An 11,776-nucleotide genomic window follows, 5' to 3' on the forward strand; every position below is an offset into this window, starting at 1 on the left:
TCTGCCCCCCATCACTCCCCACCTGGCCTGCTCGGGCTGGTGGGGAGTTTCTTACGTCTCCTCCCCCGCGTGCGGAGCCGACGGCTTCGGCTTCGCAAACGCCCAGAACTTGTTGATGATGAAGTTGACGGGGGTGGCGATGATCGTCGATAAGCCTTGGGCCCAGTACGACTTGGTGCGCAGTCCGGAGGAATCGTCGAAGATGTGGTCCGGCAGCGCGATGGGCGAGGTCGGGTTCATAAACAGCGTCATAAACGTCAGCGAGACAAGGAAGGCGATGGCACCCGTGGCGAGGAACGGGAAGAAGCCCGCGAACCAGTTGCGCTGCTCGATCTTGCGGAACGTCCAGGAGCGGTTGAGCTGGTAGTTCCAGACGTTGGCGATGACGAACGCCAGCGTAGAGAGCAGGTGGTACCAGCGGATGTTGAACCGGGTGCCCGGGATGCTCATGAGCGCGTCGGCCTCGTGAAGGTCCAGCCCTGCCTCGAGCGACTTCTTCGCCACGTAAAAGACGGCGAGATTGACCACCACGCCGGAGCCGCCGACGAGACCGAACTTGATAAATTCGCGCAGACCGTTCGCCATACGCTCGGTGGTTGCTGAGCTGTTCACGCTACCCGCGCCTCCTTCTTCCTGCCGGGACGTTGTCCTGCGCCGTCTCCGCCGCCGCGCCGATCGCCGGCGCCCGGCAGCGCGAAACGGCCACGTGCTAACCCATGTAGCTTAGTACGTGGCCGTATTGAGAAGAAAAACGCGCGCGGTGGATACGCAGTGTTTACGCCGCGGTGAGTCGCTGCGCGGCGGCGGCGATGCGCTCGTCCGTCGCGGTGAGGCCGATGCGGACGTGGGCCCCACCGGCCGGTCCGTAGAAGTCGCCGGGCGCCGCCAGGATGCCACGCTCCGCGAGCCAGTCCAGAGTTTCGCGGGCCTCCATCCCGTCGCGGCGCGACCACAGGTACAGGCCGGCCTCGGAGTGGTCGACGGTAAAGCCGGCCTTGAGCAGCGCGGCCATGAGCGTAGCGCGTCGCTTGGCGTAGGTCGAGGCCTGGAGTTCCTCGTGGGTGTCGTCGATAAGCGCGGCGCGCATGGCGTGCTGAATCGGGCCCGGCACCATGAGCCCGGAGTGCTTGCGCACAAACAGGAGCTCCTGGACCAAGTCTGTGTCACCCGCGATCCAGCCAGCGCGGTAGGAGGCCAGGTTGGAGGTCTTGGACAGCGAGTGCAGTGCCAGCAGGTTGGTCATGTCCTCGCCGCACACGCGCGGGTCGAGCACGCTCAGCGGCTCCGCAGACCACGGCAGGCCGAGGTAGCACTCGTCGGACGCGATGATCGCGCCAGTATCGCGCGAAAACTCAACCCACTCGCGCATCTCGGACTCGCTGAGCACACGCCCCGAGGGGTTCGACGGCGAGTTAATAAACACCAGCGCGGCGCCCTCGACGGGTGCGTCGGAACGCACGGGCTCAGCGCCGGCGAGCAGCGCGCCGACTTCGTACGTCGGGTACGCGAGCTCCGGGATGACCACCTTCTGCCCCTGCAGGCCAAGCAGCGTGGGCAGCCACGCGATGGCTTCCTTGGTGCCAATCACCGGCAGGACGGAGCGCTCATCCAACCCGGTGACGGCGAAGCGGCGCGCCATCGCGCCCACGATCGCCTCGCGCAGCTCCGGGAGCCCAACGGTTTGCGGGTACCCCGGCTCCGCCGCGTGCTCGACGAGCGCCAGCTGGATGGACGGCGCGACCTGGTCGACGGGGGTGCCCACGGAGAGGTCGACGATGCCGTCCGGGTGGGCAGCCGCCTTCGCCTTCGCTTCCGCGATGGTGTCCCACGGGAACTCGGGCAGGCGCTCCCCCAGGGGCGTGCGACGAGGCTGTGCGGGCATGGTCCTAGTCCTGGTTCTGGGGCGGCAGTGCCTCTACAAACGGGTGGTCGTAGCCGGTCGGGCCCGTCTTGGCCGCGCCGCCTGGGGAGCCCAGCTTGTCAAAGAAGCTGACGTTGACGTCGTAGTACTCCGCCCACTCGTCCGGGAGGTCGTCCTCGTAGAAGATGGCCTCGACGGGGCAAGCCGGCTCGCACGCGCCGCAGTCGACGCACTCGTCCGGGTGGATGTAGAGCATGCGCTTGCCTTCATAGATGCAGTCGACGGGGCACTCCTCGACGCAGCTGCGGTCCAGCACGTCCACGCATGGTTGAGCAATCACGTAAGTCATGCTGTCCAGTATGTCACTTCGCTCGGAGCATCGGGAAAACGCCACCCAAAATTCCGGCGAACAGCAGGAGCAACGTCAGAATATTATCCGGCACGAGCTGCGGGCCGCCAGCTGGAAGCACGAACATGAGGGCGAAGAACCCGCCCAGCCACACCGCCAGGGGTACGAAGGCGATCCACGCTCCACCGCGCGCCCACAACCGGGCGGTCCTGGTCAGCACCACATTGAACGCGAGCGCCACCAGCACCGTCGCGGGCACGGGGACGCTGCCCACGCGCGCGCCCAGGTAGACCACCTCAAGCAGCAGTGACACCAGCGCGCCGATGCCCAGCCACACCATCGCGGCGACGACCTCGCCGCGCGAGTAGTCCGTGCGCACGGCCGGCTCCGTCACCGAGCCAGACCCCCGAGCACCCCGTCCTCCGGGCGCTCAATCGGCACGCCCGCGCCAAGCTGGAAGTGCTCGTACGGCTGAATCGGCTGCACGATGAGGTTGGACAACGCGTAGTACACCACCGGCCCCTGCCCCACGACCGAGTGCGGGTTGGTGGCGCTGGTGCGCCCGTCCGCGATCCACAGCTGGGTGGCGTGCGCGCGCATCGCCGCCACCTTCGCGCTGTACGCGGTGTGGGAAAGCCGCACCGCGACGTCGGAATGCGCAACGCCGTCGAGCTCGCCGTCCTCCGGCAGCCGCCAGCCTTCCGGAGCCTCGGCGGGAAGCAGCGCGTTGGTCTCCTCTTCCAGCCGCACTGCCCACAGGATGCGCGGCACGCCAACCTGCTCGGCGGCCGCGTGCGCAATCTCGTGCGCGCGGATGTGGTCGGGGTGCCCGTACCCACCGTCCGGTCCGTAGGTCAGCACCAGGTGCGGCCGCTCGGCCTCGAGCAGGGCAGCAAGCTTATCGACGCTCCCCTGCCCCCCATGCACAAACGCCCGCGGATTCTCGTGCGCCTTGGACCCGGCCATCCCGCTGTCCCGGTAGCAGCCCGCGCCGCCGAGGAACGCGCCGCGCACGCCCATCGCCGCGAGCGACTCCTGCAGCTCCCGGATCCGGAAGCCCCCGAGCTGGTCGGCGTGGTCCACGGTGAGCTGCTGGTAGGGCTCGCCGATGACCTCGCCTTCCTCCCCCAGCGTGCAGGTCACCACAAGCACGTCCGCCCCGCGGGCCGCCAGGTCCGCGAGCGTGCCGCCCATCGTGATCGCCTCGTCGTCCGGGTGTGCGTGGACCGCCACCACGCGGTAGCCGGCGAGGTCCCTGTTGGTGGTGTGCATTGTCTACTCCTTGCGTTGAATTGGTTTGGGCGGCGTGCGCTGCTCGGCTGCTACTCAGTGCCGGTGAGCGTCCACTGCGCGGCGCTCGACAGGCCTTGGTTCCATCGTTGCAGGTCCGCGTCGGGGCCGTCGATTGTAGTCCCGAGCGCCAGGATGCGGCGCTCCCGCACCACCGGCACCCAGAGCACCTCCTGCTGCTCGATGTCGGCGACGCGCCGCGCCGCCTCGCCTTGGCCCACCTCGCCGGAAAGGATGGCGCTGGCCAGTAGCTGGTTTTCCTGCGTGCACAGCCCGGAAACGTTCTCCTCCAGGTACTTGCCTGTAGGGCAGGCCACGCGCCCGGCCAGCTGGGTGGTGGTCCCCGCGTCGTACCGCCACCCCACCAGCACGTCAACGTTGCCATCGGGCATGCTGCTGGACAGCAGCGACGCGGTATCGGTGGACACGACGCTCGCGCGCACTCCGCGGCCGTTGAGGATGTCCGCGAGCGAGCGCGCCGCGGCGGACGCGGCCGTGTCGGAGGCGTCCACGCCGATGCGCAGCGGCCGGTACTTCTCCACGAACTGTTGCAGCCGCACAGGCTCGCCTTCCAGGGGCGGGGTAGGCTCGGCTGGGTCCAGGTCCGCGGAGCGGCCGGCGCTGATGGGGGCGAGCAGTGGAACGTCGATAAGCGAGCGAAGCTCCTCGCGCATCCCGCGGGACAGGCCCGAGTTCACTGACACGTTCACGCCGAGCGTGCGCGGGGTGCTGATCAGGCGCGTCTGCGTTGATGGCAGCAGGTCGAGCACTCGCGACGACGTCTCTTGCGGCGTCTTGTCCAGGAACGCGAGCTGGCCCGCGCGCAGCTGGTCCGCAACCTGGGTGGTCGTGCGCACCTCCTGGAGGTTAATGATGTCAATCTGCGCGGGCGACTCGCCCCAAAACCTGTCGTTGCGGTTGAGCGTGACCGTGCCGCGGCCGCGGTCCACCTCACGCACCATGTAGCGGCCGGCCGACGCCGGGATCGTGTCGTGCAGCGCCGCGCGGAAGTCCGACGCGTCCGCCGCGAAGAGGTGCGCGGGAAGCAGGTGCTGGAACAGGCTCTGCCACTGCCCCACCGGGCGGGCGAAGTCCACGTCGACGACCTTTCCGCCGTCGCCGCTGACGCGCACGCCCACGATCGCGCCGTAGCCTTCCGCGTCGATCGCGCCCGGGGTGTGCGACATCCCGCGCCACAGGTAGGCGAAGTCAGCGCCGGTAATCGGCGTGCCGTCGGACCACTGCGCCTCCGGCGCGATGACGTAGCGCACCGTCATGGCGTAGCTCGAGGTGGGCAGCCGCGTCGCCGCGACGAGCAGCTCGTCGTTGCGGACGCCGTCCACAAACGCGCTGGGCAGCACGAGGTTGGCAATGCTGCGCACCATCGCGGACTCGTCGGCGCGCAGGTGCGGGTTCAGGCCGTTGCGCAGCGTGTCCGTGCCGACCGTGATCTGGGTCCGCTCGGGGCCTTGCGTGGGCTTGCTTGTCGACGTCTCCTCGTCCGGCTCCGCGGCACCGTCACCAGCATCGTTGGCGCTGGTGTCGCCGCCGGGGGCGTCCTGCACCTCGGCGGGGTCCACCAGTGGCGGCGGACCTGGGTTGGCGGCGCACCCGGCACTCCCCGCGAGCAGCAGCGCTGCGCCGAACGCGGCACACCACCTGCGTGCGGGGACGTGCATGGGGAGACCGCTTACTTGTTCTTTGCCTTCGCGCGGGAACGAGCGCGGCCGCGCTCGGTGGCGTCGAGGATGATCTTGCGCACGCGCATGGCCTCCGGGGCAACCTCGACGCACTCGTCGTCGTCACAGAACTCGATGGCCTCGTCCAGGGACAGGGTGCGCGCCTTCGCCAGGGTGACGGTCGCGTCCGCGGTGGCGGAGCGCATGTTGGTCAGCTTCTTTTCCTTGGTGATGTTGACGTCCATGTCCTCGTCGCGGTTGTTCGCGCCGACGACCATGCCCTCGTACGCCTCGGCGCCCGGCTCGACGAAGAAGTCGCCACGGTCTGCGAGGTTCTGCAGCGCGTACGCGGTGACCTGGCCGGAGCGGTCGGCCACGAGCGAGCCGGTCGGGCGGCCCTTGATCTCGCCGGCCCACTGGCGGTGCTCGATGGAGTACGAGTTGGCAATGCCAGCGCCGCGGGTCTCGGTGAGGAAGGTGGTGCGGAAGCCGATGAGGCCGCGCGACGGCACGTCGAACTCCATGCGGACCCAGTCGCCGGAACCGGCGTTGCCCATGGTCGTCATCTGGCCCTTGCGGTTGGCCATGAGCTGGGTGACGGCACCCTGGTGCTCGGACGGGACGTCAATGATCATGTGGTCGTACGGCTCGTAGGTCTTGCCGTCGACCTCCTTGGTCACCACCTGCGGCTTGCCCACGGTGAGCTCGAAGCCCTCGCGGCGCATCGTCTCAATGAGCACGGTCAGCGCCATCTCGCCACGGCCCTGGACCTCCCAGGCGTCCGGGCGCTCGGTCGGCAGCACCTTAATGGAGACGTTACCGATGAGCTCCTGGTCGAGTCGGGCCTTGACCATACGCGCGGTGAGCTTGTCGCCGCCGTTACGGCCGGCCATCGGGGAGGTGTTCACGCCGATGGTCATGGAGATCGCCGGGTCATCGATCTTGATGCGCGGCAGCGGCTCGACGTGCTCCGGGTCGCACAGCGTATCGCCGATCATGATCTCGTCGATACCGGAGACCGCGGCGATGTCGCCGGCAACCACGTCGTCGGTCGCCGGGACGCGGTCGAGCCCCTCGGTGACCAGCAGCTCGGCGATCTTCACGTTCTTCACGTGCTGCTCGCCCTCGGCGTCGTAGTGCACCCACGCGACGGTGTCGCCCTTCTTCACGGTGCCCTTGTACACGCGGATCAGCGCGATACGGCCGAGGAAGGAGGAGGAGTCCAGGTTGGTCACCTGGGCCTGCAGCGGCGCGTCGATCTCGGCGGACGGCTCCGGCAGGGTGTCGTAAATGACGTCGAAGAGCGGCTGGAGGTCCTCATTCTCCGGGACATTGCCGTTGCCCGGGTTCTCCAGCGACGCGCGGCCCTCGCGGCCGGAGGCGTAGAGCACCGGCAGCTCGAGCAGGTTCTCGGCGGCCTCTGCGGCCTCCGGGTCTTCCAGGGACGCGCCGAGCTCGAGGAGAAGGTCCTGTGCTTCCTCCACGACTTCGTCGATACGCGCGTCCGGGCGGTCGGTCTTGTTCACGCAGATGATCACCGGCTTCTTGGCCTCGAGGGCCTTGCCAAGGACGAAGCGGGTCTGCGGGAGGGGGCCCTCGGAGGCGTCGATAAGCAGCACCACGCCGTCCACCATGGACAGGCCGCGCTCGACCTCGCCGCCGAAGTCGGCGTGGCCCGGGGTGTCGATAACGTTGATGACCAGGTCGCGGCCGTCCTTGCCCTTGCCCTTACGGCGAATCGCCGTGTTCTTGGCCAGGATGGTGATGCCACGCTCGGATTCAAGCTCGCCGGAGTCCATCACACGGTCGCCGTGCTCGCCGTGGTCGCCGAACACACCGGACTGCTCCAGCATGCCGTTCACCAGGGTGGTCTTGCCGTGGTCAACGTGGGCGACGATGGCGACGTTACGAAATTCAGGATGCGACACTGATCCGGTGCTCCTTATACATAGGCGGTAGAACGCTTAAACCTTACCCCTGCCGCGCCCAACTCGCACGTTTGGAGCATTTCGCTTATCGACGCCCCTCCACCCCACCTTGACAGTGTGACAAAAGTGACTACTGTTGCTGTAGTTGCGCAAGGTGCGGGTGTGTTGCGCGCGTTCGTGCGCGCCAGACCCCGCGTCGAGCCCCCAGCCCCGAGACCCCGAAGGAAGACGTCACCGCCGTGCGAACCACCGCCATCGCCGCTGCTAGCGCACTTGCCGCCGCCACGCTCGCCGTCGCCCCGGCCGCGCACGCCGCTCCCTCCGCGGGGCCCGTCACCGTCGGCTCCACGACGTCCTCCAACCCGCTCGACACGCTGGGCCGCCCGAACGACGAGACCATTGCGCGCGTCGAGGCGTTTGCCAGCCAGCCGTTCGTCCCCGCTGACGCGGCAAACCTGCTGCGCACCGCCCTCGCCTTCTACGCCGGGCAGGACGAGCTCGGCGGCCCCGAGCTGCCGCAGGACGCGCCCGCGTTCACGCAGTTCGCCTGGCCGACCGTCTCCTCCAACTGCATCGGCCCTGGTATGCACTCCACTGCTTCCGCGCTCGTGGTCCCCGGCCCCGCCACGAGCCCCCAGCCTGGCGCCGCCGCGGGCGAGGCCACATTCGTCTTCACGGCGCTCGGCACGCCGGCGGCAGCGCAGGACCAGGGCCTCATGAATGCGTATTGGATCAACCTCGACAATTTCCGCACCGGTGTAACGCCGTTGGGCAACCACGGGATAAACCCGACAGGACCGACCACCTTGTCCGGCACCGCCGCGACAGGCGCCGGCCGCGTCCTGGCAGTCATTGACGGCAGTGCCCGCACCGCCGACAACGTCTGCAAGTTCGCCCCGACCGCAGCTAGTTTCCACGTGAGGTAGTAACCATGAGCGCCGACCTTCACCCCGTGAAGCAGGAAAGCTTCGACACCACGTCGAACACCAACACCGACCCGAAGGGCTTCCTCCGCGAGGTGGACACGTACAAGGTGACGGACTTCGGCCTCTACATGGCCCGCGGCGCGAACCACCCCCGCTTCGGCTACCTGGAGAGCTGGCTGCTGCCCGAGCTTGGTCTGCGCGCCAACATCTTCCACTTCCGCGAGGGCGCGGAAAAGGAGCAGGACTTCTACTTCGACGTCGCGGACATTGACGTTGACGGCGACGTCTGGCGCACCCGCGACCTCTACGTCGACCTTGTGTCGCTGACCGGCAACCCGATCGATGTGCTTGACATCGACGAGCTCGCCGCCGCCTGCTCCGCCGGCCTCATCACCGCCGAAGAAGCCGAAAAGGCGATCGACGTCACCCTTCGCGCGGTCGAGGGCATCACTCGCCACGACGACGACGCGATGGAGTGGCTCCGCGCCCTCGGCATCGAGCTCACCTGGGCCGACGAGGTCGAGCTCACCCCGGCCGGCTAAACGCGCCGCACCTCCACGTCCACCGGAACGCAGGCGAGCTGCGCCTCCTGCGCGGCCCACATGTCCCAATACTCGGCGTAGTACGGGTCGCGTGCAAGCGCCCGCCGCTTGCGCAAGCTATCGTCGGCGCTCACCCGCAGCGTATCCACGTTCCCTCGCGCCCGGGCCTTGCCTATCGACGCCCACGTGACCGCCCCCACCCCCTCCACAATCACATCCGCGCGCGGGTCGAGGGGCACCCACTCCCCTCGCCTGTCGCGCTCCCAGTCCCACCGCCAGTACCCGGGTGCGACCGGGTCGAGCACGTCGCGGGCCACCATCGCCGCCCCCTCCGCGAGACCCGACCAGCCGGGATAAAAGTCGTCCAGGTGCACCACGCGGATGCCGAGCGCGGCGCCAATCTGGTTGGCCAGCGAGGTCTTTCCGGCGCCGGAGGGGCCGTCGATAAGCAGCGTGTACGGCACTTAGCCCACCGCCCACACCGGGCGAAACTCCCCCGTCGCCCAAGCCGCGCCGAGCGCGACGGCGGCGAGCGCCACGCACACCGCCAGCACCACCCAGTCGCGCGCGTGCATCTTCGACTCTCGAGCCCACGTGCGCGTCCCCGACCGCCCAAACGCACGCGCCTCCATGGCGGTGGCGAGCTTGCCGGCGCGGCGCAGCGACATGACCAGCAGGCCAAAGGCCAGCGAAAACGCGTAGCGAACCCGGTTCATGTCCGCGATCCCGCGCGAGCGCCGCGCGCGTCGCATCGCCTCCACGTCCTCGCGCAGCAGCGTGAGCATGCGCAGCGCGGCGACCGACCCCAGCACAAACCGCGCCGGCAGGCGCAGCACCTGGGCAAGCCCGTCGCCAAGATCCGTCGGATCCACGTCGGCGGAGAGCACCACCACCGGCAGCGCCACCGCCAGCACGCGCAACGTAATCGCCCACGCCAGCGACACCGACAGCTCCGAGACCTGGATTAGCCCGTAGTCCAGGTAGACCTCGCCGCCCGACTGGCCGTACAGCGCCATCGGGATGCCGGCGAGCGGCGCCAGCAACAGAAGCGGCCAGGCGCGGCGCACGAACCTGCCGTAGCCCACCCCGCACAGCGGCGCGAGCAGGAGCGTCGCCACGATGGCGACGGTCGCGGAGACCCAGTCGATGCTCACCAACAGCGGCGTTGTCAGCAGCGCAAGGCCCAGGATGCGTGTGACCGGGTTCATCCCCTCGAGCAGGTTCACGATGCAGTCTCCAACCGGATGATGTGGTCGCCGAGCGAGTCGATGAACACCTCGTCGTGCGTAATCGACACCACCGTCACACCCACCTCGGTGAGCTCGCGGATTAGGCGCGCCAGCTCGGTGAAGGTGCGGTCGTCTTGGCCGAACGTGGGCTCGTCGAAAAGCACGAGGCTCGGCGCGTTGACCAGCGCGGTCGCGACCGACAGCCGGCGCTTCTCCCCACCCGAGAGGGTGAACGGGTTCGCGCCGACGAGGTGCGAAAGGCGCAGCCTCCGCAGCAGTTCGTCGATGCGTTCCTGCGTCGCGCCGGACAGCGCCATCTCCTCGCGCACCGTCGAGGTGACAAATTGGTGCTCCGGTTCCTGGAAGACGAAGCCGATGCGCTCTGCGAGCTGCGCCGACTTCCACCGGATCGCGGGCGTGGTCAGCCCGCGGGTGATCGACTCCGCGTAGGCGATCTCGCCCGCCTTCGGCGCGTCCAGGCCCGCCAGCACGTGCGCGAGCGTCGTCTTGCCCGCGCCGTTCGGCCCCGTGATCACGGTCGACGCACCCTCGGGGATGGTCAGGTCGCGCGGCGGCCCCACGCGCGTTTGCACACCGCGCGTCGTCAGCGCCGCGGGGGTTCCGCTCGGCACACCGCGCGCAGGCGGCAGCTGCGGGGCGCCGGGCAGCTTCTCGACGCCCACCTCATCCACCCCCTCCGCGCCCAGCCGCACCGCGCGCGTCGCCAGGTGGGCCCACGGACGCGGGCGGTGCTCCACGACGATGAGCGTGGCGCCGGTGTCGTTGCACACGCGCTCCACCGCCGCGATGACCTCGTCGCGGCCCGCGGGGTCCAGGTTGGCGGTCGGCTCGTCGAGGATGAGGATGTCCGCCCCCATCGCGAGCACGCCGGCGAGCGCGAGCCGCTGCTTCTGCCCGCCGGAGAGGTGCGCGGTGTTGTGATCCAGCGGCACGTCGAGGCCCACGGCGTCGAGGGAGGCGCGCACGCGCTGCCAGATCTCCTCGCGTGGCACGCCGAGGTTCTCCGCGCCGAAGGCGACGTCGTCGCCCACGCGGGTGAGGATGGTCTGCGCCTCCGGGTCCTGCATCACCATGCCGACCGTGCCGTCGACGCTGAGCGTGCCGGTGCTGTGGCCGTCCTCGTCGTCGCCGCCCGCCAGACCGGCGAGCACGGCAAGCAGCGTGGACTTCCCGGAGCCGGAATCGCCGGTGAGGATGACGCGCTCACCGCGCTCGACGCGCAGGTCCACGCCGGTAAACGCGGGCTCGGCGCGGGTGGCGTACTGGTAGCTCAGGCCCTCGGCCAGGATCGCGGGCATCTAGCGGCCCGGGTTCGGCGTGCCTGCCTGTGCGCGCAGCCGTTCACGGCCCGCGCCGAAGCGGTCCAGCGCGCCGGTCTTCGCCAGCGCCTTGACCAGGACGAAGCCGAGCAGGCCCGCGAGCACCGCGCCGGAGATGGCCGTGCACACGAGGTAGATCAGGTTGTAGCTCAGGCTCATCGCCAGGTTCCCGGAGGTGAACAGCTCGAGCACGAACGCGCCCACGCCCGCACCGATGCCGGAGAGCACCGCGACGTCCAGCGAGAAGCGCTTGTACATAAAGATGAGGAAGATGAGCTCCGCGCCGAGGCCCTGGGCCAGGCCGGAGTACACGGTCTCGATCGCCCACTGGCTGCCCAGCAGCGCGGAGACCGACGCCGCGAGCACCTCCACGAACACGGCCGCGCCCGGCTTGCGGATGATAAGCCCGCCCAGCACGCCGCCGATCAGCCAGATGCCAGTGAACAGGCCGCCGAGGCCGGGGGTGACGGCGTCGATAGCCTTGTAGCCCGCGTAACCCACGCCGTTCCACAACACGAACAGCAGGCCGCAGGCCACGCCGAGGACGGCGGCGGTGACAATGTCGATCACGCGCCAGGAGTTGGATTTCGGTGCCGCAGTCATGCGAATCTTCCTTCCTTATCGCCGGTATT

General features: G+C 68.9%; 13 protein-coding genes. 2 read left to right on the forward strand and 11 right to left on the reverse strand.

The genetic code is table 11. From position 1 onward, the window contains the following. Nucleotides 1-51 precede the first annotated feature (51 nt). The 7 genes from EAW56_RS01695 to typA form a co-directional block, all read right to left on the reverse strand. Nucleotides 52-585: a GtrA family protein gene (locus EAW56_RS01695; RefSeq protein WP_095546426.1), complete on the reverse strand. Its 534-nt coding sequence runs from the start codon at nt 583-585 to the stop codon at nt 52-54. Between the two features lie 190 nt (nt 586-775). After that, the gene (dapC, locus tag EAW56_RS01700; protein ID WP_095548383.1) at nt 776-1,882 is read right to left on the reverse strand and encodes a succinyldiaminopimelate transaminase; all 1,107 of its coding nucleotides are present in this window, start codon (nt 1,880-1,882) and stop codon (nt 776-778) included. Between the two features lie 4 nt (nt 1,883-1,886). Further along, entirely contained in the window at nt 1,887-2,210 is a 324-nt protein-coding gene (gene fdxA / locus EAW56_RS01705; RefSeq protein ID WP_122084797.1) for a ferredoxin, read from the reverse strand. A gap of 13 nt (nt 2,211-2,223) precedes the next feature. Then, nucleotides 2,224-2,589 carry a hypothetical protein gene (locus EAW56_RS01710; protein ID WP_095276197.1) on the reverse strand — a complete coding sequence of 122 codons (366 nt, stop codon included), beginning with the start codon at nt 2,587-2,589 and terminating at the stop codon, nt 2,224-2,226. An 11-nt stretch (nt 2,590-2,600) separates the two neighbouring features. Beyond that, nucleotides 2,601-3,482: an N-acetyl-1-D-myo-inositol-2-amino-2-deoxy-alpha-D-glucopyranoside deacetylase gene (gene mshB, locus EAW56_RS01715; RefSeq protein WP_095275823.1), complete on the reverse strand. Its 882-nt coding sequence runs from the start codon at nt 3,480-3,482 to the stop codon at nt 2,601-2,603. 50 nt (nt 3,483-3,532) lie between these two features. Next, nucleotides 3,533-5,179, reverse strand: coding sequence for an ABC transporter family substrate-binding protein (locus EAW56_RS01720; RefSeq protein WP_122084799.1), 1,647 nt, complete (start codon nt 5,177-5,179; stop codon nt 3,533-3,535). A gap of 11 nt (nt 5,180-5,190) precedes the next feature. Further along, nucleotides 5,191-7,107: a translational GTPase TypA gene (gene typA / locus EAW56_RS01725; RefSeq protein WP_095275818.1), complete on the reverse strand. Its 1,917-nt coding sequence runs from the start codon at nt 7,105-7,107 to the stop codon at nt 5,191-5,193. A gap of 239 nt (nt 7,108-7,346) precedes the next feature. On the opposite strand from typA, the gene EAW56_RS01730 reads away from it, so the two are divergent. Together EAW56_RS01730 and EAW56_RS01735 are read left to right on the forward strand one after the other, a co-directional pair. Beyond that, nucleotides 7,347-8,033: an Rv1157c family protein gene (locus EAW56_RS01730; protein ID WP_095553148.1), complete on the forward strand. Its 687-nt coding sequence runs from the start codon at nt 7,347-7,349 to the stop codon at nt 8,031-8,033. Nucleotides 8,034-8,038: 5 nt separating this feature from the next. After that, nucleotides 8,039-8,575: a ribonuclease FAU-1 family protein gene (locus EAW56_RS01735; protein ID WP_095553149.1), complete on the forward strand. Its 537-nt coding sequence runs from the start codon at nt 8,039-8,041 to the stop codon at nt 8,573-8,575. On the opposite strand, the gene EAW56_RS01740 is transcribed toward EAW56_RS01735, so the two are convergent. From EAW56_RS01740 to EAW56_RS01755, 4 genes are read right to left on the reverse strand one after another with little or no spacing between them, the layout of a single operon-like run. Next, a complete protein-coding gene (locus EAW56_RS01740) occupies nt 8,572-9,039 on the reverse strand; it encodes a nucleoside/nucleotide kinase family protein (RefSeq protein WP_095537014.1) in 468 nt (155 codons plus the stop codon). The genes EAW56_RS01735 and EAW56_RS01740 overlap by 4 nt on opposite strands. Further along, a complete protein-coding gene (locus EAW56_RS01745) occupies nt 9,040-9,801 on the reverse strand; it encodes an energy-coupling factor transporter transmembrane component T family protein (protein WP_095553150.1) in 762 nt (253 codons plus the stop codon). Beyond that, on the reverse strand, nt 9,798-11,123 hold the full coding sequence (locus tag EAW56_RS01750; RefSeq protein WP_122084800.1) for an ABC transporter ATP-binding protein: 1,326 nt from the start codon (nt 11,121-11,123) through the stop codon (nt 9,798-9,800). Before EAW56_RS01750 ends, EAW56_RS01745 begins: the two co-directional genes overlap by 4 nt. Then, a complete protein-coding gene (locus EAW56_RS01755; RefSeq protein WP_095535184.1) occupies nt 11,124-11,747 on the reverse strand; it encodes an ECF transporter S component in 624 nt (207 codons plus the stop codon). It abuts the gene before it with no gap. Nucleotides 11,748-11,776 lie beyond the last annotated feature (29 nt).

It is taken from the genome of Corynebacterium gottingense (assembly GCF_003693265.1).
GTDB lineage: Bacteria > Actinomycetota > Actinomycetes > Mycobacteriales > Mycobacteriaceae > Corynebacterium > Corynebacterium gottingense.